This is a genomic window from Klebsiella sp. CN_Kp097 (assembly GCF_040064495.1).
Classification (GTDB): domain Bacteria; phylum Pseudomonadota; class Gammaproteobacteria; order Enterobacterales; family Enterobacteriaceae; genus Klebsiella; species Klebsiella aerogenes.
In genome coordinates this window covers 27,334-48,621 of sequence record NZ_JBEAIL010000004.1, presented here as the reverse complement: position 1 = coordinate 48,621, position 21,288 = coordinate 27,334, and the positions used below count along the sequence as shown (strand labels likewise).

At 57.2% G+C, this 21,288-nt stretch carries 18 protein-coding genes; 13 read left to right on the top strand and 5 right to left on the bottom strand.

The window, feature by feature from the left end; genetic code table 11:
* Positions 1-42 precede the first annotated feature (42 nt).
* Positions 43-948: a LysR family transcriptional regulator gene (locus tag ABLV07_RS05875; RefSeq protein WP_015706106.1), complete on the bottom strand. Its 906-nt coding sequence runs from the start codon at positions 946-948 to the stop codon at positions 43-45.
* A 127-nt stretch (positions 949-1,075) separates the two neighbouring features.
* On the opposite strand from ABLV07_RS05875, the gene ABLV07_RS05870 reads away from it, so the two are divergent.
* The 9 genes from ABLV07_RS05870 (at position 1,076) to ascB (ending at position 11,518) form a co-directional block, all read left to right on the top strand.
* On the top strand, positions 1,076-2,434 hold the full coding sequence (locus ABLV07_RS05870) for an aromatic acid/H+ symport family MFS transporter (protein ID WP_020078293.1): 1,359 nt from the start codon (positions 1,076-1,078) through the stop codon (positions 2,432-2,434).
* A gap of 11 nt (positions 2,435-2,445) precedes the next feature.
* A complete protein-coding gene (gtdA, locus tag ABLV07_RS05865) occupies positions 2,446-3,483 on the top strand; it encodes a gentisate 1,2-dioxygenase (protein WP_015365721.1) in 1,038 nt (345 codons plus the stop codon).
* 17 nt (positions 3,484-3,500) lie between these two features.
* Positions 3,501-4,202, top strand: a complete 702-nt coding sequence (locus ABLV07_RS05860; protein WP_048229075.1) for a fumarylacetoacetate hydrolase family protein — start codon at positions 3,501-3,503, stop codon at positions 4,200-4,202.
* An 8-nt stretch (positions 4,203-4,210) separates the two neighbouring features.
* Positions 4,211-4,855, top strand: a complete 645-nt coding sequence (maiA, locus tag ABLV07_RS05855; RefSeq protein WP_015706104.1) for a maleylacetoacetate isomerase — start codon at positions 4,211-4,213, stop codon at positions 4,853-4,855.
* Positions 4,856-4,867: 12 nt separating this feature from the next.
* Positions 4,868-6,061 carry a 3-hydroxybenzoate 6-monooxygenase gene (locus tag ABLV07_RS05850; RefSeq protein WP_015365724.1) on the top strand — a complete coding sequence of 398 codons (1,194 nt, stop codon included), beginning with the start codon at positions 4,868-4,870 and terminating at the stop codon, positions 6,059-6,061.
* 74 nt (positions 6,062-6,135) lie between these two features.
* Entirely contained in the window at positions 6,136-7,068 is a 933-nt protein-coding gene (gene dusC / locus ABLV07_RS05845) for a tRNA dihydrouridine(16) synthase DusC (RefSeq protein ID WP_015365725.1), read from the top strand.
* A 210-nt stretch (positions 7,069-7,278) separates the two neighbouring features.
* Positions 7,279-8,112 carry a transcriptional antiterminator BglG gene (gene bglG / locus ABLV07_RS05840; protein ID WP_015365726.1) on the top strand — a complete coding sequence of 278 codons (834 nt, stop codon included), beginning with the start codon at positions 7,279-7,281 and terminating at the stop codon, positions 8,110-8,112.
* A 28-nt stretch (positions 8,113-8,140) separates the two neighbouring features.
* Positions 8,141-10,108, top strand: a complete 1,968-nt coding sequence (gene bglF, locus ABLV07_RS05835; RefSeq protein ID WP_162184139.1) for a PTS beta-glucoside transporter subunit IIABC — start codon at positions 8,141-8,143, stop codon at positions 10,106-10,108.
* Between the two features lie 15 nt (positions 10,109-10,123).
* Positions 10,124-11,518 carry a 6-phospho-beta-glucosidase gene (gene ascB / locus ABLV07_RS05830; RefSeq protein ID WP_020078295.1) on the top strand — a complete coding sequence of 465 codons (1,395 nt, stop codon included), beginning with the start codon at positions 10,124-10,126 and terminating at the stop codon, positions 11,516-11,518.
* A 38-nt stretch (positions 11,519-11,556) separates the two neighbouring features.
* Here the strand turns inward: ascB and ABLV07_RS05825 are convergent, their stop codons facing one another.
* A complete protein-coding gene (locus ABLV07_RS05825; protein WP_020078296.1) occupies positions 11,557-12,291 on the bottom strand; it encodes a class I SAM-dependent methyltransferase in 735 nt (244 codons plus the stop codon).
* Positions 12,292-12,415: 124 nt separating this feature from the next.
* Between ABLV07_RS05825 and mdtQ the strand changes: the two genes are divergently transcribed.
* Positions 12,416-13,855 (top strand): multidrug resistance outer membrane protein MdtQ, encoded by a 1,440-nt coding sequence (gene mdtQ, locus ABLV07_RS05820; RefSeq protein WP_045359634.1) that lies wholly within the window; start codon positions 12,416-12,418, stop codon positions 13,853-13,855.
* 27 nt (positions 13,856-13,882) lie between these two features.
* On the opposite strand, the gene ABLV07_RS05815 is transcribed toward mdtQ, so the two are convergent.
* Complete coding sequence (locus ABLV07_RS05815; RefSeq protein ID WP_015365732.1) at positions 13,883-14,476, bottom strand: DedA family protein; 594 nt, start codon at positions 14,474-14,476, stop codon at positions 13,883-13,885.
* Positions 14,477-14,630: 154 nt separating this feature from the next.
* Here ABLV07_RS05815 and ABLV07_RS05810 point away from each other — a divergent pair, with 154 nt between their 5' ends.
* On the top strand, positions 14,631-15,218 hold the full coding sequence (locus ABLV07_RS05810) for a Yip1 family protein (protein ID WP_015365733.1): 588 nt from the start codon (positions 14,631-14,633) through the stop codon (positions 15,216-15,218).
* Positions 15,219-15,392: 174 nt separating this feature from the next.
* The gene (pbpG, locus tag ABLV07_RS05805) at positions 15,393-16,343 is read left to right on the top strand and encodes a D-alanyl-D-alanine endopeptidase (RefSeq protein WP_161798740.1); all 951 of its coding nucleotides are present in this window, start codon (positions 15,393-15,395) and stop codon (positions 16,341-16,343) included.
* A 44-nt stretch (positions 16,344-16,387) separates the two neighbouring features.
* Here pbpG and ABLV07_RS05800 read toward each other — a convergent pair whose 3' ends face one another.
* Both ABLV07_RS05800 and dld read right to left on the bottom strand, forming a co-directional pair.
* Positions 16,388-16,942, bottom strand: coding sequence for a GNAT family N-acetyltransferase (locus ABLV07_RS05800; protein ID WP_015706095.1), 555 nt, complete (start codon positions 16,940-16,942; stop codon positions 16,388-16,390).
* 92 nt (positions 16,943-17,034) lie between these two features.
* Positions 17,035-18,768, bottom strand: a complete 1,734-nt coding sequence (gene dld / locus ABLV07_RS05795) for a D-lactate dehydrogenase (protein WP_058676197.1) — start codon at positions 18,766-18,768, stop codon at positions 17,035-17,037.
* Between the two features lie 201 nt (positions 18,769-18,969).
* On the opposite strand from dld, the gene bglX reads away from it, so the two are divergent.
* Positions 18,970-21,267: a beta-glucosidase BglX gene (gene bglX / locus ABLV07_RS05790; protein WP_015706093.1), complete on the top strand. Its 2,298-nt coding sequence runs from the start codon at positions 18,970-18,972 to the stop codon at positions 21,265-21,267.
* The last annotated feature ends 21 nt before the right edge of the window (positions 21,268-21,288 follow it).

The window sequence follows — 21,288 nt, the reverse complement described above, 5'->3', positions numbered from 1 at the left end:
GAATTCTAGGCATCGTCAGCATAGAAAATGGGAACAGCGGCCTTATTCTGCGAGGTAGTGCAGAAAACGAGTGAGCGCCAGCGATGGTACTTCGCTTTTGCGCCAGAACACCCCAACGCTACCTTTTTGTTCAATACGCGGCAAATTCAGAATCGTCAGCTGCCGATGTTCGGCGTAATGCTGCGCCAGCCGCAAAGAAAGAATAGAGATCATATCGCTGCTTTGCAGCAAATTGCTGGTGACATTCATCGAGGCTGACTCGATAGTATTCTCCGGCAGCATGACGCCGTTATCGACCAGCGCGTTATCAATGCTCTGACGAATGGGCGTGCCGGTAGGCCAGACTATCCAGCGCCAGGCGGCAAGATCCGCCCAGCTCAGACGCGGCATGCTAGCCAGCGGATGGTCGGGACGGGCGACGAAGCACACCGGTTCGGTATAGAGCACACGATAGTTGAGCGGCAGTTCCAGCGCGCGGCCACCAACACGTCCGACGACCACATCGACCACGCCGGAGAGCAGGTCGTGCAGCAGCGGGGTCATCACTTTTTCTTCAATATTCAGATGCAGGGTCGGCATCTCTTTAAGCAGGGAGAGGATCGCCTGCGCCACGCAGTCTGTCGCCACGGGAGAGCAGCCGATCATCAGGCTGCCGACCAGTCCACCTTGCTTAAAGCGCTCGATCTCGTACTGCGAGCGCGACATATCGTTGATTAGCCGCTGGGCGTGCTGAAGCAGCAGTTTGCCGCCTTCCGAAGGGCGCAGGCCCTTACTGTGGCGCTCAAAGAGCGGCATGCCGACTTCTTCTTCAAATTGCGTCAGCCACTTAGAGAGTGCGGGCTGGGTAATATTCATCATTTTCGCGACCTGCGTGAGATTGCCTTGCTCACCCAGCGCCACCAGCATTTTCAAATGCTGCAGCTTCAACTTTTGCGTCCAGTTCGCCATCAGCCGATAACCTCCAGGTTATGTCTATGCCCGAAAAGCCATTGTACATTTCATCGCCATGGTTACAAAATCGCAACATAAAAGAAATAAATACAACATCTACCCTGACCTGCACTGAGGCATCATTATGGCTCAACGACGTGAACTACAGACGTTACTTAACGCAGCGCCGGTTGGCGCCCTGCAGTGGCGTGTGATTATCTGCTGTTTTCTGGTGGTGATGCTTGATGGATTTGACACCGCCGCCATTGGCTTCATCGCTCCCGATATCCGTGTTCACTGGCAATTGAGCGCCAGCGACCTCGCGCCGCTGTTTGGCGCCGGACTATTGGGATTGACCGCCGGGGCGCTGCTCTGCGGCCCGCTTTCCGACCGTTTCGGTCGTAAACGGGTGATTGAGTTTTGCGTGGCGCTGTTTGGCCTGTTTAGTCTGCTCTCCGCATTCTCGACGAATCTAGAGATGCTGGTTTTTCTGCGTTTCCTCACCGGTCTGGGATTAGGCGGGGCGATGCCCAACACCATCACCATGACTTCGGAATATCTGCCCGCCCGCCGCCGCGGCGCGTTAGTTACCCTGATGTTCTGCGGCTTCACCCTCGGTTCGGCGCTGGGCGGGGTGGTGAGCGCCCAACTGGTGGCGCATATCGGCTGGCACGGCATTCTGGCCTTAGGCGGGATCCTGCCGCTGCTGCTGGCCGTCGCGCTGCTGTGGGCGCTGCCGGAATCGCCGCGCTGGCAGGTTCGTCGCGGGCTGCCGCAGGCGACTATCGCCAGAACCGTCAGCGCTATCACCGGCGAGCGCTATCCCGAGACCCATTTCTGGCTCGACGAACCGGCAGCCGGGCCGAAAGGCAGCATTAGCCAGTTGTTTGCCGGCCGACAACTGGCGATCACCTTGATGCTCTGGGTGGTGTTTTTTATGAGCCTGCTGATTATCTATTTGCTCTCCAGTTGGATGCCGACGCTGCTTAACCATCGTGGTATCGATTTACAGCACGCTTCGTGGGTGACCGCCGCGTTTCAGGTGGGCGGCACGCTCGGCGCACTGTTGCTCGGCATCCTGATGGACCGTTTCAATCCCTTCTTTGTACTGGCGCTAAGTTATTGCCTGGGCGCGTTGTGCATCGTGATGATCGGTTTAAGCGAAAACGGATTGTGGCTGATGGCGCTGGCGATTTTCGGCACCGGAATTGGCGTGAGTGGTTCGCAGGTGGGCCTGAATGCGCTGACCGCCACGCTTTACCCAACCCAGAGCCGCGCGACCGGGGTCAGCTGGTCCAACGCCATCGGCCGCTGCGGCGCCATCGTTGGTTCGCTCTCCGGCGGCATGATGATGGCGATGAATCTCTCTTTCGACACGCTGTTTTACGTTATAGCGGTACCGGCGGCGATCGGCGCGGTGATGCTCATCATGCTGATGCTGGCGGTTCGCCGTCCTGGATCTGTACCCGACGCGCTGCCCTCTGCGGGTGTCGCGAATAAATAAGGAGAACAATAATGACCCTATCTACTCCGCAATCGAACCGCGAACGCCAGCAGTTCTACCAGCATATTGCCGGGCAGAATCTGACGCCGCTGTGGGAATCCTTGCACCATCTGGTGCCGCAAACACCGAATGCCAACTGCGCCCCGGCGTACTGGAACTATCAGGAAATTCGCCCGCTGCTGCTGGAAAGCGGGCAGTTAATCGGCGCTAAAGAGGCGGTGCGTCGGGTACTGGTGCTGGAGAACCCGCAGCTGCGCGGCCAGTCGTCCATTACCGCGTCGCTGTATGCCGGCCTGCAGCTCATCATGCCGGGCGAGGTGGCGCCGAGCCACCGTCACAATCAGTCGGCGCTGCGCTTTATCGTGGAAGGCCACGGCGCGTTCACCGCCGTCGACGGCGAGCGCACGCCAATGCGCCCCGGCGATTTTATTCTGACTCCGCAGTGGCGCTGGCACGATCACGGCAATCCTGGCGATGAACCGGTGGTCTGGCTCGATGGTCTCGATTTACCGCTGGTCAACTATCTCGGCTGCGGATTTGCTGAAGATTATCCGCAGGAGCAGCAGCCGGTGACGCGTAAAGAGGGCGACTACCTGCCGCGCTATGCTGCCAATATGCTGCCGCTGCGCCATCAGGTGGGAAATTCCTCGCCGATTTTTAACTACCGCTACGACCGTAGCCGTGAGGCGCTGCACGACCTGACCCATCTTGGCGAGGCCGACGAATGGGACGGCTACAAGATGCGCTACGTCAACCCGGTCACCGGCGGCTATCCGATGCCCTCGATGGGCGCTTTCCTGCAACTGTTGCCTAAAGGGTTCCGGTCGCGGGTGGCGAAAACCACCGATAGCACCATCTACCACGTAGTAGAAGGTAGCGGCCAGGTGACGATTGGTGAACAAACCTTTGCATTCCAGGCGAAAGACATCTTCGTGGCGCCAACCTGGCACGGCGTATCGTTCAACGCCAGCGAAGAGTGCGTGCTATTTAGCTTCTCGGACCGTCCGGTACAGGAGGCCTTAGGCCTGTTCCGCGAAGCGCGTTATTAATAAGAAGGAAAACAATGATGACTCAATACGTTTTTGCACCCCAGGCGCCGATTAGCATCCCGGTTGTTGGCAGCGATGAGCAGTTCCCGGTACGCCGCGTTTACTGCGTTGGCCGTAACTATGCCGCCCACGCTCGTGAAATGGGCTTCGATCCGGATCGCGAACCACCTTTCTTCTTTTGTAAACCGGCGGATGCGGTTGTGCCGGTGGCGGCTGGCGAAACGCTGGGTCTGCCGTATCCGGCGCAGACCGACAACTATCACTACGAGATTGAGCTGGTGGTCGCCATCGGCAAAGCGGGACGCGACATCCCGCTGGAGCAGGCGCAGGAATATATCTGGGGCTATGCCACCGGACTCGATATGACCCGCCGCGACCGCCAGATGGAGATGCGCCAGATGGGGCGCCCGTGGGAGATAGGTAAAGCGTTCGATCTTTCCGCTCCTGTCGCGCCGCTGCATAAAGCCGCCGAGGCGCGCGAGGTCAATCAGGCCGGGATCTGGCTGCAGGTGAACGGTGAAGATCATCAGCGTAGCGATATACGCCACCTCATCTGGTCGGTAAATGAAACCATCAGCTATCTCTCGGGCTTTTTTGAACTGCAGCCCGGCGATCTGATTTTCACCGGCACGCCGGAGGGCGTCGGCGCGGTGGTGAAGGGGGATGTGATTACCGGCAACGTAGACGGACTGACGCCTATCGCCGTTCGCGTGGTGTGAGGTGAACAATGAAGCTGTACAGTTTTTTTAATAGCTCTGCCTCATATCGGGTGCGTATCGCGCTGGCCCTCAAGGGCATCGATTATCAGAGCGTTGGGGTGAATATCCGCATCGGGGCGCAGAATGCGCTGGAGTACCGGCGGCTCAATCCGGTTGGGCTGGTGCCGACGCTTATCACCGATGACGGTGAATCGCTGGGTCAGTCGCTGGCGATTGTTGACTGGCTTGACCGCCACTACCCACAAATGCCGCTGCTGCCGCAGGAGGATCCCGCGCGGATGCGGGTGCTGGAGATGGTCTACGCCATCGCCTGCGATATTCATCCGATTAATAACATGCGGGTCTTGCGCTACCTTAGCGATGAGTTGAAGGTCAGCGAAGCGGACAAAAAACGCTGGTATGCCCACTGGATCCAGCAGGGGCTGAGCGCGCTGGAGCAACTGCTGCGACAATCGAAATCCGGCGCTTTCTGCGTCGGCGATAGACCAACGCTCGCCGACTGTTGTCTGGTGCCGCAATGGGCCAACGCGCAGCGGATGGGGTGTGATTTGAGCCATTATCCGCGCTGCCAGGCGGTTTACGACGCCTGTACCCGGCTACCGGCCTTTATTGCCGCCGCGCCGGAAAATCAACAAGACAAAATTCCGGCCTAGGGAGGAGGGAAAATGGCGAAAGTGACGCGAGCAATTATCGTTGGCGGCGGCATTGGCGGCGCGGCGACGGCGCTCTCTCTGGCGCGCCAGGGGATCAAAGTGATGCTGCTGGAAAAGGCGCATGAAATCGGTGAAATCGGCGCCGGTATTCAACTGGGGCCGAATGCGTTTTCAGCGCTGGATAGCCTCGGCGTCGGCGAAGTGGCGCGCCAGCGCGCGGTGTTTACTGACCATATCACGATGATGGATGCGGTGAATGGGGAAGAGGTAGTGCGTATCGAGACCGGGCAGGCCTTCCGTGACCATTTCGGCGGCCCGTATGCGGTGATCCATCGGGTGGACATTCACGCCACCGTCTGGGAAGCCGCGCTGACCCATCCCGGCGTGGAATACCGGACTTCAACTCAGGTGGTGGATATCCGCCAGACCGCCGATGACGTGACGGTCTTTGATGACAAAGGCAACAGCTGGACCGCCGATATTCTGCTGGGCTGCGACGGCGTGAAGTCAGTGGTGCGCCAGAGTCTGCTCGGCGATGCGCCGCGGGTCACCGGCCACGTGGTGTACCGCGCGGTGATCGAGGCCGCCGACATGCCGGAAGACCTGCGTATTAACGCGCCGGTACTGTGGGCCGGGCCGCATTGCCATCTGGTGCATTATCCGCTGCGCGGCGGCAAACAGTACAACCTGGTGGTCACCTTCCATAGCCGCGAAAGCGAAGAGTGGGGCGTGCGCGACGGTAGTAAAGAAGAGGTGCTCTCTTACTTTAAAGGGATTCATCCGCGCCCGCGGCAGATGCTCGACAAGCCGACTTCCTGGCGCCGCTGGTCTACTGCCGACCGCGAGCCTGTTGCAAAGTGGGGCAACGATCGCATTACCCTGGTTGGGGATGCCGCCCATCCGGTAGCGCAATATATGGCGCAGGGCGCCTGCATGGCGCTGGAAGATGCGGTAACGATAGGTAAAGCGCTGCAGCAGTGCGACGGCGACGCCGCTCGCGCCTTCGCGCTGTACGAGTCGGTGCGTATTCCGCGTACCGCGCGAATTGTCTGGTCAACCCGTGAAATGGGGCGGATTTATCACGCGGCGGGGGTCGAACGTCAGGTACGTAATCTTCTCTGGAAGGGCAAAGCGCAGGATGAATTTTACCGCGGTATCGAGTGGCTTTACGGCTGGAAAGAGGATAACTGCCTCGAACCACGCTAAGGTCTGGTATTGAGGTCTTTCAACCGACGCACAGAGGCGCTACCATAGCGCCTCTTTTTTTTCCGGGTAACGATATGCGTGTATTACTGGCGCCAATGGAAGGCGTGCTCGATTCGCTGGTGCGCGAGCTGCTGACCGAGGTTAACGATTACGATCTGTGCATCACCGAATTTCTGCGCGTGGTGGACCAGCTGCTGCCGGTAAAATCGTTCTATAGACTGTGCCCGGAACTGCACCATCAAAGTCGCACTCCGTCCGGCACCCGGGTGCGCGTGCAATTGTTGGGGCAATACCCGCAATGGCTGGCGGAAAACGCCGCCCGCGCGGTGGAGCTTGGCTCTTGGGGCGTGGATTTAAACTGCGGCTGTCCATCGAAACTGGTGAACGGCAGCGGCGGCGGTGCGACGTTATTGAAAGATCCCGAGCTTATCTATCGCGGGGCGAAAGCCATGCGCGAAGCGGTTCCCGATCACCTGCCGGTGACGGTGAAAGTTCGCCTCGGCTGGGACAGCGGCGAACGGCGCTTTGAAATCGCCGACGCGGTACAGCAGGCGGGCGCCAGCGAGCTGGTGGTGCATGGCCGCACGAAAGAGGATGGTTACAAAGCTGAACGTATCAACTGGCAGGCCATCGGAGAAATCCGCCAGCGCCTGACTATTCCGGTGGTTGCCAACGGCGAAATCTGGGACTGGCAAAGCGCGCAGGAGTGCATGGCCGTCACCGGCTGTGATTCAGTGATGATTGGCCGCGGCGCGCTCAACGTGCCGAATCTCAGCCGGGTAATTAAATACAATGAACCGCGTATGCCGTGGCCGCAGGTGGTTGAGTTACTCAAAAAATATACCCAGCTGGAAAAGCAGGGGGATACCGGTTTATATCACGTGGCGCGCATTAAGCAGTGGCTGGGCTATTTACGCAAAGAATACACGGAAGCGCTTGGCCTCTTTAATGAAATTCGCACCTTGCAAACCTCAGCAGAGATAGCGAACGCCATTGCACGTTATTAGATAAGGCGGTGTTATTCCGTACGCACTTTATTAATTAGCACTCATCCTTGCACGATGCGACGCGAGCTGTATCACGTTTTTATTCCTTCGCGCTTGAGTCGCCACAAGAAGTTGATACAGTGCAATAGTTGGATTGCTACTGCTTCGGCAGGCGAAACCTGATTACCTGGCATTTGTCGGGGGTCAGGTTTTTTTGTTTCTGGGGTTCATATGCTAATCGCCAAAGTACTTAATAATAACGTGGTGGTAGTGGTCAACGAGCAGCAGCGCGAACAGGTGGTGATGGGGCGAGGGCTGGCCTTTCAAAAGCGCGTGGGCGACTCGTTGGACGAAAGTAAAATTGAAAAAGTCTTCGCCTTACAAAGCGATGAACTGGTTGGCCGCTTAGGCGAATTACTCAGTCAGATACCGTTAGAAGTGATGACCACCTGCGATCGTATCATCGACCTGGCCCGCGGGCGGTTGGGAAAGTTACAGGAAAGTTTGTACATCACATTAACTGACCACTGTCACTTTGCCATCGAGCGGCAGAAAAACGGCGTCGCGATTCGCAACGTGCTGCTGTGGGAGATTAAACGGCTGTATCCGAAGGAGTTCGAACTGGGTCAGGAGGCGAGGGCCATTATCGCCCGCCGGCTGGGCGTCGAGCTTGCCGAGGATGAAGCTGGGTTTATCGCTTTGCATCTGGTGACGGCGCAGCTCAACAGCGAAATGCCGGAAGTGATGCACGTGACGCGGGTGATGCAGGAGATCCTGCAACTGGTGAAGTATCAGCTGCAGCTTAACTATGACGAAGAGTCGCTCAGCTACCAGCGCTTTGTGACCCACCTGAAGTTTTTCGCCCAGCGCATGTTAACGCGAACGGTAGTGCAGGATGACGACGTCACGCTGCACAGCGCGGTGAAAGATAACTACGCCAAAGCGTGGAAGTGCGCGGAAACGGTGGCGAAGCACTTGCAAAAGAATTATCAACGGGCGCTGACCACCGAAGAGATTATGTTTCTTGCCATTCATATTGAACGGGTAAGAAAAGAGGGGCGTTAATTCCCCCACAAAACTGGATTGTTACTGCATGATGCAGGCAAAACCTGAGCGCGACGCCAACCGGCGTGGTTCTCGGGTTTTTTTATTTTTAATACTCAGTCGCCGGTTGTCTGTGGGCAGCGGCAGTAAGGAAAAGAGCATGGAATATAAAGCACTCGCGCAGGATATTCTTCACCGCGTCGGCGGCAAAGAGAATATTGTGAGTCTGGTTCACTGCGCGACACGTCTGCGTTTCAAATTGAAGGATAATGCGAAGGCCGATGCCGAAGGGCTGAAGGCGAACCCCGGTGTGATCATGGTGGTAGAAAGCGGCGGCCAGTTTCAGGTGGTCATCGGTAACCATGTTCACGATGTCTGGCTGGCAGTGCGCCAGCAGGCGGGGTTAAGCGACGACAGCGAACCGGTGCCGCAGGAGAAAGCGGCGAAAAGCTCGGTATTAAGTCAACTCATCGACATCATCTCCGGCATCTTTACCCCTTTTATTGGCGTGATGGCGGCGACGGGTCTGCTGAAAGGTCTGCTGGCGCTGGCGCTAACCTGCGGATGGCTCACGCCGCAGCAGGGGACCTATAAAATCTGGTTTGCCGCCAGCGATGCGCTGTTCTTTTTCTTCCCGCTGTTTCTTGGCTACACCGCCGGCAAAAAGTTTGGCGGCAACCCGTTTATCTCAATGGTGATCGGCGGGGCATTAACCCACCCGCTGATGATTCAGGCCTTTGAAGCCAGTCAGACGGGGGCGCCCGTGGAGCACTTCCTCGGTATACCGGTGACCTATATCAATTATAGCTCCTCGGTGATCCCGATTATCCTCGCCTCCTGGGTCTGCTGCTGGCTGGAACGGAAGAGTAACGCGGTGCTGCCGTCCGCGATGAAGAACTTTTTTACTCCGGCAATCTGCCTGGCGGTGGTAGTGCCGCTGACCTTTCTGGTGATAGGCCCGCTGGCGACCTGGCTGAGCCACATGATTGCCAATGGCTATCAGGTTATCTACGTTTTTGCCCCATGGCTGGCAGGCGCAGTGCTGGGCGCGCTATGGCAGGTATGCGTTATTTTCGGCCTGCACTGGGGGCTGATACCGTTGATGATCAATAACATGACCGTGTTGGGGCATGATTCTATGCTGCCAATTATTCTGCCGGCGGTGATAGCCCAGGTGGGCGCCGTGCTGGGGATACTGCTGGCCACGCGCGATTCGCGTCAGCGGATGCTGGCCGGTTCCGCGTTTTCCGCCGGGCTGTTTGGCATCACGGAGCCTGCCATTTATGGCCTGACGCTGCCGTTACGTCGCCCGTTTATCTTCGGGTGTATCGCCGGCGCGATTGGCGGCGCGATCACCGCCTTCAGTAATAGCTACGCCTATTCCTTTGGGGTGCCGAACATTTTCTTTCCGGCGCAGATGATCCCGCCCGGCGGTATTGATTTTAGCGTGTGGGGCGGATTAATCGGCACCGGGGTGGCTTTCATTCTCGCCTGCGTATTGACCTTCTTCGCCGGCTTACCGCGCAGCCAGGCGGAAGGCGCCGTCGTCGTCGCGCCTGCGGCGGAAAACGATATTCTGGCGCCGATGTCCGGCAGCGTGCTGGCCCTCGATCAGGTGCCGGATAGCACCTTCGCCAGCGGTCTGCTGGGTAAAGGCGTGGCCATTATTCCGGCGGTGGGCAAGGTCATTGCCCCGTTTTCTGGCGAGGTCGCCTCGCTGTTTCAGACTAAACACGCCATCGGCCTGCTGAGCGACAGCGGCATTGAGCTACTGATCCATGTCGGCATTGATACCGTCAAACTCGACGGCGTACCGTTTACCGCCCATGTCAAAGAAGGGGATAGAGTTCAGGCCGGCGATTTGCTGCTGGAGTTCGACCGTCAGGCTATTCTGGACGCCGGTTACGACCTGGCGACCCCAATTATTATCAGCAACAGCGATGATTACCGTAGCGTTGAGATTGTATCCGCGAGCGTCGTGGATGCCGGCCAGCCGCTGTTGTCCGTCAGCCATTAATTACAGGAGAGAGCGATGAAAACATTCCCACAGGGCTTTTTATGGGGCGGCGCCACCGCGGCAAATCAGGTCGAAGGGGCGTATCTGGAAGATGGCAAAGGTTTATCCACCTCCGACGTGCAGCCGCAGGGGGTATTCGGCGACGTCGTGGAGCGCGTTGCGGGCGACAGCGGTATTAAAGATGTGGCGATCGATTTTTACCATCGTTACCCGCAGGATATCGCGCTGTTCGCTGAGATGGGTTTCAACTGTCTGCGGGTCTCGATCGCCTGGACGCGTATCTTCCCGAACGGTGATGACGCCGAGCCGAACGAAGCCGGGCTGGCCTTCTACGACAAGCTGTTTGCCGAGATGGCCGCGCATAATATCACTCCGCTGGTGACGCTATCGCACTACGAGATGCCGTGGGCGCTGGTAAAAAACTATGGCGGCTGGGGCAGTCGCAAGGTGATTGGCTTTTTCGAACGCTACGCCAGAACGGTATTCAGCCGCTATAAAAATCAGGTCAAACTGTGGCTCACCTTTAACGAAATTAATATGTCGCTACATGCGCCAATGACCGGCGTCGGGCTGCCGGCCGGTAGCAGCAAAGGCGAAGTTTATCAGGCTATCCACCACCAGCTGGTAGCCAGCGCGCTGGCGGTCAAAGCCTGTCATGAACTGGTACCGCAAGGCAAGATTGGCAATATGCTGCTCGGCGGGCTGATGTATCCGCTGAGCTGCAAGCCGGAAGATGTCTTTGAAACGCTGCAGCAAAACCGCAGCTGGCAGTTCTTTGGCGATGTGCAGTGCCGTGGCGCCTATCCGGGTTACATGCAGCGCTATTTCCGCGAAAACGATATTACGCTGACCATCACCGACGGCGACCGGGAAGCGCTGAAAGAGACCGTCGATTTTATCTCCTTTAGCTACTATATGACCGGCTGCGTTACCGCCGATGAAGCGCTGAACCAGCAAGCGCGAGGCAACATTCTCAGCATGGTGCCCAACCCGCATCTGGCAAGCTCGGAGTGGGGCTGGCAGATAGACCCGCTGGGGCTGCGTACCCTGTTGAACGTACTGTGGGACCGCTATCAGAAGCCGTTGTTTATCGTTGAAAATGGTCTGGGGGCGAAAGATAAAATCGAAGCCGACGGCAGCATCAACGATGACTATCGCATCAGCTATCTCAACGATCATCTGGTGCAGGCGCGCGAAGCCATTGCCGACGGCGTTGAACTGATGGGCTTTACCAGTTGGGGGCCAATCGATCTGGTTAGCGCGTCGAAGGCCGAGATGTCCAAGCGCTACGGTTTTATCTATGTCGATCGTGACGATCGCGGGCAGGGAACGCTTGAACGGCGTAAGAAGAAAAGCTTCGCCTGGTATCAGGCGGTGATTGCCAGTAACGGCGGTAGCCTGCAGGAATAAGCTGTTCGGCGGCCCGGTTGATGCGGGCCGCATGCCGTTTAAGCCGGTTTACCGGCGCGCAGTAAAAAGATCATCGGGCGCTCTTTCTCTTCCTCCAGCGCCGGTTGGGCGGCGATTTGCTCGGCGCTCGGGCCCCACTCATCAAGCTGCTCCAGCACAAAACCGGCGGCGATGAGCGCGTTAATCCAGCTTGAGAGTTTGCGATGCTGTTTAATCACCCCCTCGGCAAACCAGTTGCTGATACGTTCGCCTTCCTGCTGATAGTGGCTGACCGGCCAGCGTTTCTGCCCCTGTTCATCCACCTGCCAGCCCTGCTGCAGCGGTGCGGTATAGATGGGATGTTCGGCGGAGAAGACCAGCGTACCGCCGGGAACCAGCGCCTGGTAGAGCGTGGCGAACAGCGGGGCGACATCCGGCAGGTAATGCAGCGCCAGCGAACTGTAGACCAGATCGCAGCTCTCGGCGGGCAGCGTCAGGGTTTGCAGGTCGGCGCAGCGATATTCGATAGTTTCGCCGGTGGTCATCTCCCGCGCGCGCTCCAGCATCCGGCTGGAGAGATCGAAACCGATTATCTGTTTTGCCCCCTGTTGCTGCGCCCAGCGGCAAAACCAGCCGTATCCGCAGCCGAGATCGACTACTCGCAGGCCGTCTAACTGTGGCAGCAGGCGCTGAATTGCCGGCCACTCCGGCGCGCCGTCAAGCCCCTTCACCGAACGATCAAGGGTGGCGTAACCGGCAAAGAAACCGGGATCGTCATAAATGTTCTGACTCATTGCAACTCCAATAATAACTTTGTTTATTTTTAGCTGACTCATTGTCAATGCACACGCTTTACTTAACGAACGTCATTCAATTAATTTATGATGACCAACCTTTATAAGTAACCCGACCTGAAGAATGAACCTTACACTGAGCAAAAGCGTGCTGGCGGCACTGCCACTGGCCATCGCGCTGGCTGGCTGCGCGCCATCCCATGACATTGGCGGCCCTTTAAAGCAGCAAACCCCGGCATCTCATGTTTCGATGGATCTTCCCGCCGCCGTAAAAAATGGCTGGCCGCACACCGACTGGTGGAAAGACTACCACGATGCCCAGCTGGATAATCTGATTCAGCGCGCGTTAGCCAATGCCCCGGACATGCAAATTGCCGCGCAGCGCATCAAACTGGCCGAAGCGCAGGCGCGAATGTCGCAGGCGAATCTTGGTCCGGAGATGGATTTCTCCGCCGATATCGAACGGCAGAAAATGTCCGCGGAAGGCCTGATGGGACCGTTCGCTACCGATACCGACGGCAACACCGGGCCCTGGTACACCAATGGTACCTTTGGTCTGACTGCCGGTTGGGATCTGGATCTGTGGGGGAAAAACCGTGCGTTGGTGAAAGCGCGTATCGGCGAAGTGAAAGCCCAGGTCGCCGAGCAGGCGCAGACCCGCGAGCTGCTGGCCAGCAGCGTGGCGCGCCTGTACTGGCAGTGGCAGACCGAAGCAGCGGTAAAAACGGTGCTGCAGCAGGTTAAAAGCGAACAGAATAATATTGTTAGCGTCGATACCGCGCTCTATCAGCGTGGTATCACCAACTCTGCCGAAGGGGCGGAGAACGACATTAACGTCAGCAAAACCGATCAGCAGCTGGCCGACGTGGCGGGTAATATGAAAGAGATTGAAGCGCGGCTGATGGCGTTAACCAACAGCCAGAGCCAGTCGCTCAATCTGCGAGCGGCGCCGCTGCCCGCAGTCAGCGCGCAAATGCCGAGCGAACTGGGCTATGAACTGCTGGCCCGCCGTCCGGATCTGCAGGAAGCCCACTGGTATATTGAATCCTCGCTAAGCGAAGTTGATGCGGCGAAAGCGGCGTTTTATCCGGATATCAACCTGATGGCGTTCCTGCAACAGGATGCGCTGCATTTAAGCGATCTGTTCCGCCACTCGGCGCAGCAGATGGGCGTCACCGCCGGGCTGACGCTGCCTATCTTTGATAGCGGCAGGCTGAATGCCAATCTCGACATCGCCAGCGCGCAGAACGGCCTGTCGATCGCTAAATACAACAAAGCCGTGGTCGATGCGGTGAACCAGGTAGCGAAAACCGCAAGCCAGGTCGAGACGCTGATGGAGAAAAACCAGCAGCAGCAGCAGGTGGAAAAAGACGCGCAGCGGGTGGTCAATCTCGCCCAGGCGCGGATGAATGCGGGAATCTTATCCGGTTCCCGCGTGAGCATAGCGAAGCTGCCTGCGCTTCAGGAGCGAATCACCGCACTGCGTCTGCACGGCCAATGGCTGGATGCCAGCATTCAGCTGACTTCCGCACTGGGCGGCGGTTATCACCAGACGACAAAATAACGGCATCAATAGCGGCGCGCGGCGCCGCTATTGATTATCATCCTCTGTATCTTCCTCTTTTCTTTTCGCTTCCCGGCGTTTCAGCCACAGATGAACCCCGACCACCAGCGCCACTACGAGGATCAGCCAGATCCAGTGTTTAACGTGCTGATCGAGATGGTGCAGCCACGGGCCGATCGCCTCGCCGCCAAGATAGCCAAGGGTAGTAAAAATCAGCGCCCAAACGATGGCGCCAAAAATATTCAGCGGTAGAAATATTTTTGGCGGCAAGCGGCTGGCGCCGATCAAGACCGGGCCGATAACCCGAAAGCCGTACATAAAGCGGGTGCCGATAACGAACAGATAGGGATGGCGCTGAATCAGGCGCTGCGCTTTACGGATGCGCGCCTTCTGCCGCGAGAAGCGGCGCAGTAGCTTACCGCCGAACTGACGTCCAAGGAAATACAACAGCTGATCGCCGATCATGCCGCCCAGGGCCACGGCGATGACCACCAAAGGAAACTTCAATAGACCCTGATGTGCCGCCACGCCGCCAAGGATGGTGATGGTTTCACCTTCTGCGATGCTGCCAATAACCAGCGCCGCGTAGCCGTATTGGGAAATCAGGTGATTGATATCCATATAAACATAAACTCCTACTCTTACCAGTCCCTTAATCATACACCCTGATGATTAAAACGCGCTGAAGCGGATTTTTATCGCTGTACACAAAATAATCTACAGAGTGAATTATACTTGGATCAGTGCTGTACGAAGCCGTGACAAGGGGGACGCTATGAACCATGTCTGGGGACTCTTCGCTCATCCTAATCAAGAGATGAGCGTGATCAAGAGTGAAAATGAGACCGTTTCGCACCACTACACGCACCATGTGCTGGTGATGGCGGCGGTTCCGGTTATCTGCGCCTTTATCGGTACGACGCAGCTCGGCTGGAACTTCGGCGACGGTACGGTGATTAAGCTCTCGCTGATGACCGGGTTGGTATTAGCGGTACTGTTTTACGCCGTGATGTTAGCGGGGGTGGCGGTGATGGGGCGGGTGATCTGGTGGATGGCCAGAAGCTATCCGCAGCAGCCGTCGCTGAAACGCTGTATGGTCTTTGCCGGCTACGTCGCGACGCCGCTATTTTTAAGCGGGATCGTGGCGCTCTATCCGCTGGTATGGCTGTGCGCGCTGATAGGCACCATCGCGCTGTTTTACACCGGTTATCTGTTGTATCTGGGTATTCCGACCTTCCTGAGTATTAATAAGGAAGAGGGGCTCAGCTTCGCCAGCTCAACCCTGGCTATCGGGGTGCTGGTGCTGGAAGTGCTGCTGGCGATCACCGTCGTGCTGTGGGGCTACGGGTACCGACTCTTCTAATCAAATGCATTGCCGGCAGAAATGAATAATTATGTCGGCAATGCAGCATTTACTCACGATTCTTATTGGCCTCAGGGCGTTATGACGCGGTATGATGGCGTTTGCCAGCGGCGTAGCTCACTTTACGCCGCGGCGTACGTTCTATAACGTGCAAAAATACTTTTCAGAATGCCCATGATGCCGAATTTTCGAATTTCTTTGCTCAGCCTGACTTTGCTGCTGGCTGTGCCTTTTGCGCCCCAGGCGATAGCAAAAACCACTGCGGTAACCGCCGCTTCACAGCCGGATATCGCTTCCGGTAGCGCGATGATCGTCGATCTGGCGACCAAGAAAATCATTTACGCCAGCCAGCCCGATTTGGTGCGCCCGATGGCGTCGATCACCAAAGTAATGACCGCTATGGTAGTGCTGGATGCGCATTTACCGCTGGACGAAATGCTGACCGTTGATATCAGCCAGACGCCGGAGATGAAAGGTATCTATTCCCGCGTACGACTTAACAGCCAAATCAGCCGCCGCAATATGCTGCTGCTGGCGCTGATGTCTTCGGAAAACCGTGCCGCCGCCAGCCTGGCGCACCACTATCCTGGCGGTTATAACGCTTTTATCCGCGCGATGAACGCCAAAGCGCAGGCGCTGGGTATGACCCACACACGCTATGTTGAGCCGACCGGCCTGTCGGTGCATAACGTCTCCACGGCGCGCGATCTGACTAAGCTGCTGATCGCCAGCGAACAATATCCGCTGATCGGCCAGCTAAGCACCACCAAAGAAGATACCGCCACCTTTGCGCATCCGGCGTATACCTTGCCGTTCCGCAATACCAACCATCTGGTGTATCGCGATAACTGGAATATTCAGTTGACCAAAACCGGCTTTACCAACGCCGCCGGCCACTGCCTGATTATGCGTACGGTGATTAATCAACGCCCGGTAGCGTTGGTGGTAATGGACGCGTTTGGCAAATATACCCACTTCGCCGACGCCAGCCGGTTACGGACCTGGATTGAAACCGGTAAGGTGATGCCGGTTCCGGCGTCAGCATTGAGCTATAAAAAGCAGCGTGAAGCGCAGATGGCGGAAGCGATGCTGAAAGGCGGCACGCAGACCGCGCAGAACGATTAATTTGTCCTTCCCCCGGATTGCGCCGCAATCCGGGAATTTTGATATCACTCCGGTAACGTCCAGTCGCCGTCGCCAAGCTGGCGCTGCATGATTAGGGTATCGCGCCAGTCGCCCATCTTATAGCCGACGCTGCGCAGCTGTCCGGTAACGGTAAAGCCAAATTTCTTATGAATGGCAATCGAGGCGGCGTTATTGTGGCCGTCGCCAATAATCGCCAGCATCTGCCGCCACGGCCCCTGTTCACATTGCGCGATGAGACGCGTCAGCAGCGCGCTGCCGATGCCGCGCCCGCCCATGCCGGACTCGACGTAAATCGACTCCTCCAGCGTATAGCGATAGGCCGGGCGAGGGCGGTAAAAGGTGGCGTAGCAGTAGCCGACAATGGTGCCGCGCCACAGCGCGACCAGCCACGGAAGCCCGTTATCGCGCACGGTTTTGATTCGCTTACGCATTTCGTCGACGGTAGGCGGGATCTCTTCAAACGAGGCGCGGCCGTTAAGCACGTGCCAGACGTACAGCGCGGCAATCGCATGCGCGTCATCAGGCAACGCTTCGCGGATCTCTAAGTCGGCGTCTTGTAACTTATCCTTGGCGGACATGGGGGCTCCTCAAGCTAATTGGCCGGAGAGTCTTTTTCTCCGGCGTGCAGCGTAATACAGAAGCCCCGCGGCTGAACAGTCCTGGTTGACGATTATTGTGCTTCCGTCGGCTTCTGCGCCTCGCCCCAGTATTTTTGTTTGCTGGTTTTGCCGATCCCCGGATTCATGCTGTTGGTGGGATCGTTCTGGCGATAGAAGCGTTTTAAACTCTCCGCCGCTTCATACAGATGGCCGACGTTGTGCTCCGCCGGGTACTGCGCGCCGCGCGCTTTCAACAGATCCAGCATTTTTTCCTTCAGTTCGTGCGCGTCTACCCCTTTCTTCACGATGTAATCCTGGTGGAAGACGTGGCACATAAAGTGGCCATAGTAAAGCTTGTACACCAGCTGGCTGTCGATTTCCGCCGGCAGATGTTCGAACCATTCGGTGTCATTGCGGCGCAGGGCGATGTCCAGCGCCAGAATATCTTCCACTTCGTCGGCATGTACCGCCTGATAGCGGATCGCCGCGCCGGCGGCGGCGAAGCGGTGCAGGAATGCCTTACTGCCTTCTTCCGCGGTACAGACAAAGAAATCGCCTTCGGCCTGCTGGAAATACTCCGTAAGCCACTTCTGCGCTTCTTCGATGCCGTCGCCGGCCATTTTCAGCAGCAGATGATGTTCGTACTTATCGCGCCAGGTTTTCATGCGCTCCGGCAGGTGCGCCGGGAAGGCGTGACCGAGCTTCTGCATAAAGCGGTCGGTGAAGTGCGGCTTGAACAGGGAGACTTTTTCCAGCATCGCGTCGGTGCGCCCCTTCATGGTGAAGAAGAACGGCATTTTGTCGGTGCCGAGCTTATCGATCATCAGGAAAGTGTCTTTGCCATATTTTTCGGCGATATCGTAAATATCGCGGTGCATATATTCACCGGCCACCGGCAGATTATTGAATTCAGCGAGGATGTGGCGGCGGATTTCGGTGAGCACTTCCGGCTGATTGGTGCCGATATAGAACACCTGCTGGCGTTTTTCCGCCGGAAAAGTATCGAGACGGACGGCGAAGACCGCCAGCTTGCCGGCGCAGCCGGAGGATTCGAACAGGCGGTCCGGGTCGGCGTTATAGCGAGCCGGGGTATCGGCGTTGACGTCGCGCACGCGGGTGACGTAATCGTGATCGTGGGCGTGGCGGCCATCGTGCTGCACGTCGGCATCGTTGATACGGTCATCGTCGAGGCGGCTCAGGATTTGCTCCGGCGTTGAGCCAAGATCGATTCCCAGATGGTTGACTAATTTCAGTTTGCCGTCGGCGTCAATCTGCGCGAACAGCGACATTTCGGTATAGGCCGGTCCGCGTTGCACCAGCGATCCGCCGGAGTTGTTACAGATACCGCCGATGACGGATGCGCCGATGCAGGAAGAGCCGATCACCGAGTGCGGTTCGCGGCCCAGCGGTTTTAGCGCTTTTTCCAGTGAATAGAGAGTGGTGCCAGGGTAGGCCAGTACCTGCTCACCCTTATCCAGCAGGTGCAGCTTATCCAGACGCAGCGTGCTGATAATGACGATTTCGCGATCGTAATCATTGCCGTTTGGGGTGGAGCCTTCGGTGAGGCCGGTATTCGCCGCCTGCATCAGGATAATTTTGTCAGCCTGGACGCAGGCGCTGAGCACTCGCCATAATTCAAGCAGGGTACCGGGGAACACCACCGCCAGCGCATCGCCGTGGCCGGAGCGGAAACCTTTCCGGTAACGCTGGGTTTTCGCCGGATCGGTTAACAGATGCGAGGAGCCAACCAGCCGCGCCAGTTCCGCCAAAAAGGGAGGGTTATTTATTGTTGTTGCAGATGACATGATTCACTCCTTGTGGGCACAGAAAAGCTATATCGCTGTTAGCATACCGCTTTGTATGACAATTTGGTGTATGAATGTTTCTATAAATCAGATAAGAACCTTAGCATTCTACGGGCGCGTTGTTTATATATATGGCAAACTGCGGTTTTTGCTGCGTTTTCGCTGGGCTATTAGCACCGAATCAAAGAGGGATACATAATAATGAAATGGTTGTGTACTGTTGGCGTCGCCGTGAGCCTGGCGCTGCAACCCGCGCTGGCGGATGAACTGTTTGGTAACCATCCGCTGACGCCTGAGGCGCGAGATGCGTTTGTTAGCGAACTGCTGAAAAAAATGACGGTCGATGAAAAAATCGGTCAGCTGCGCCTAATCAGCGTCGGTCCGGATAACCCGAAAGAGGCGATCCGGGAAATGATCAAAGACGGTCAGGTAGGGGCGATTTTTAATACCGTGACCCGGCCTGATATCCGCGTGATGCAGGATCAGGTGATGCAGCTAAGCCGCCTGAAGATCCCGCTGTTTTTCGCCTACGATGTGCTGCACGGCCAGCGTACCGTCTTCCCGATAAGCCTCGGCCTGGCCTCCTCTTTTAATCTCGACGCGGTGAATACCGTCGGACGTATCTCGGCCTATGAAGCGGCTGACGATGGTCTCAATATGACCTGGGCGCCGATGGTCGACGTCTCTCGCGACCCACGCTGGGGCCGCGCCTCCGAAGGTTTTGGCGAGGATACTTACCTGACCACCGTGATGGGTAAAGCGATGGTGGAGTCGATGCAGGGTAAGAGCCCGGCAGACCGCTATTCGGTGATGACCAGCGTTAAACACTTCGCCGCCTACGGCGCGGTTGAAGGCGGCAAAGAGTACAACACCGTCGATATGAGCCCGCAACGCCTGTTCAACGACTACATGCCGCCGTATAAAGCCGGTCTCGATGCCGGCAGCGGCGCGGTGATGGTGGCGCTAAACTCGCTCAACGGTACGCCGGCGACTTCCGATTCCTGGCTGCTGAAAGACGTCCTGCGCGACCAGTGGGGCTTTAAAGGCATCACCGTTTCCGACCATGGCGCCATCAAAGAGTTGATTAAACACGGTGTCGCCTCCGACCCGGAAGACGCGGTGCGCGTCGCGCTGAAGTCCGGTATCAACATGAGCATGAGCGATGAGTACTACAGCAAATATCTGCCGGGGCTGGTGAAATCCGGTAAGGTGACGATGGCCGAACTGGATGACGCTACCCGCCACGTGCTCAACGTCAAGTATGATATGGGGCTGTTCAACGATCCGTACAGCCATCTGGGGCCGAAAGCATCCGACCCGCAGGACACCAACGCCGAAAGCCGTCTGCATCGTAAAGAGGCGCGTGAAGTGGCGCGAGAAAGCCTGGTGCTGCTGAAAAATCGTCTCGATACGCTGCCGCTGAAAAAATCCGGCACGATCGCCGTAGTAGGCGCGCTGGCGGATAGCAAGCGCGACATGATGGGCAGTTGGTCGGCGGCGGGCGTGGCCGATCAGTCGGTCACCGTGCTGACCGGCATTAAAGAAGCGCTGGGCGATAAAGGCAAAGTGATTTATGCCAAAGGCGCTAACGTTACCGACGATAAAGGCATTGTCGATTTCCTTAACCTGTATGAGAAAGCGGTGCAGGTCGATCCGCGCTCGCCGCAGGAGATGATCGATGAAGCCGTGGCGGCGGCGAAACAGTCCGACGTGGTTGTTGCGGTAGTGGGTGAAGCGCAGGGCATGGCGCATGAGGCTTCCAGCCGGACCGATATCACCCTGCCGCAAAGCCAACGCGATCTGATTAGCGCGCTGAAAGCGACCGGTAAGCCGCTGGTGCTGGTGCTCATGAACGGGCGTCCGCTGGCGCTGGTGAAAGAGGATCAGCAGGCGGATGCGCTGCTGGAGACCTGGTTTGCCGGTACTGAAGGCGGCCATGCAATCGCCGATGTGCTGTTTGGCGATTACAACCCTTCCGGTAAGCTGCCGATGTCTTTCCCACGTTCGGTGGGGCAGATCCCGACCTACTACAGCCATCTGAATACCGGCCGTCCGTATAATCCGGAAAAGCCCAATAAATACACCTCGCGTTATTTTGATCAAGCGAATGGCCCGCTGTATCCATTTGGTTATGGCCTGAGCTACACCACCTTCAGCGTTTCGGATGTTAAAATGTCGGCGCCAACGATGCCGCGCGACGGCAGCGTGACCGCCAGCGTGCAGGTGACCAACACCGGCAAGCGCGAAGGGGCGACGGTGATCCAGCTTTATTTGCAGGACGTGACCGCGTCGATGAGCCGCCCGGTGAAAATGCTGCGCGGCTTTAAGAAGGTGAATCTCAAGCCGGGCGAGACGCAAACCGTCAGCTTCCCGATTGATGTTGAAGCGCTGAAATTCTGGAACCAGCAGATGAAATACGTTGCTGAACCGGGCAAATTCAACGTCTTTATTGGGGTGGATTCCGCCCGCGTTAAGCAGAGCGAATTTGAGTTGCTGTAATCGATAGCCCTGTGAAAGGGG

Bases quoted from the DNA above. Each gene is read 5' to 3' on its own strand.
- ABLV07_RS05875 (WP_015706106.1), bottom strand. From the start codon at position 948: ATGGCGAACTGGACGCAAAAGTTGAAGCTGCAGCATTTGAAAATGCTG.
- ABLV07_RS05870 (WP_020078293.1), top strand. From the start codon at position 1,076: ATGGCTCAACGACGTGAACTACAGACGTTACTTAACGCAGCGCCGGTT.
- gtdA (WP_015365721.1), top strand. From the start codon at position 2,446: ATGACCCTATCTACTCCGCAATCGAACCGCGAACGCCAGCAGTTCTAC.
- ABLV07_RS05860 (WP_048229075.1), top strand. From the start codon at position 3,501: ATGACTCAATACGTTTTTGCACCCCAGGCGCCGATTAGCATCCCGGTT.
- maiA (WP_015706104.1), top strand. From the start codon at position 4,211: ATGAAGCTGTACAGTTTTTTTAATAGCTCTGCCTCATATCGGGTGCGT.
- ABLV07_RS05850 (WP_015365724.1), top strand. From the start codon at position 4,868: ATGGCGAAAGTGACGCGAGCAATTATCGTTGGCGGCGGCATTGGCGGC.
- dusC (WP_015365725.1), top strand. From the start codon at position 6,136: ATGCGTGTATTACTGGCGCCAATGGAAGGCGTGCTCGATTCGCTGGTG.
- bglG (WP_015365726.1), top strand. From the start codon at position 7,279: ATGCTAATCGCCAAAGTACTTAATAATAACGTGGTGGTAGTGGTCAAC.
- bglF (WP_162184139.1), top strand. From the start codon at position 8,141: ATGATGCAGGCAAAACCTGAGCGCGACGCCAACCGGCGTGGTTCTCGG.
- ascB (WP_020078295.1), top strand. From the start codon at position 10,124: ATGAAAACATTCCCACAGGGCTTTTTATGGGGCGGCGCCACCGCGGCA.
- ABLV07_RS05825 (WP_020078296.1), bottom strand. From the start codon at position 12,291: ATGAGTCAGAACATTTATGACGATCCCGGTTTCTTTGCCGGTTACGCC.
- mdtQ (WP_045359634.1), top strand. From the start codon at position 12,416: ATGAACCTTACACTGAGCAAAAGCGTGCTGGCGGCACTGCCACTGGCC.
- ABLV07_RS05815 (WP_015365732.1), bottom strand. From the start codon at position 14,476: ATGGATATCAATCACCTGATTTCCCAATACGGCTACGCGGCGCTGGTT.
- ABLV07_RS05810 (WP_015365733.1), top strand. From the start codon at position 14,631: ATGAACCATGTCTGGGGACTCTTCGCTCATCCTAATCAAGAGATGAGC.
- pbpG (WP_161798740.1), top strand. From the start codon at position 15,393: ATGATGCCGAATTTTCGAATTTCTTTGCTCAGCCTGACTTTGCTGCTG.
- ABLV07_RS05800 (WP_015706095.1), bottom strand. From the start codon at position 16,942: ATGTCCGCCAAGGATAAGTTACAAGACGCCGACTTAGAGATCCGCGAA.
- dld (WP_058676197.1), bottom strand. From the start codon at position 18,768: ATGTCATCTGCAACAACAATAAATAACCCTCCCTTTTTGGCGGAACTG.
- bglX (WP_015706093.1), top strand. From the start codon at position 18,970: ATGAAATGGTTGTGTACTGTTGGCGTCGCCGTGAGCCTGGCGCTGCAA.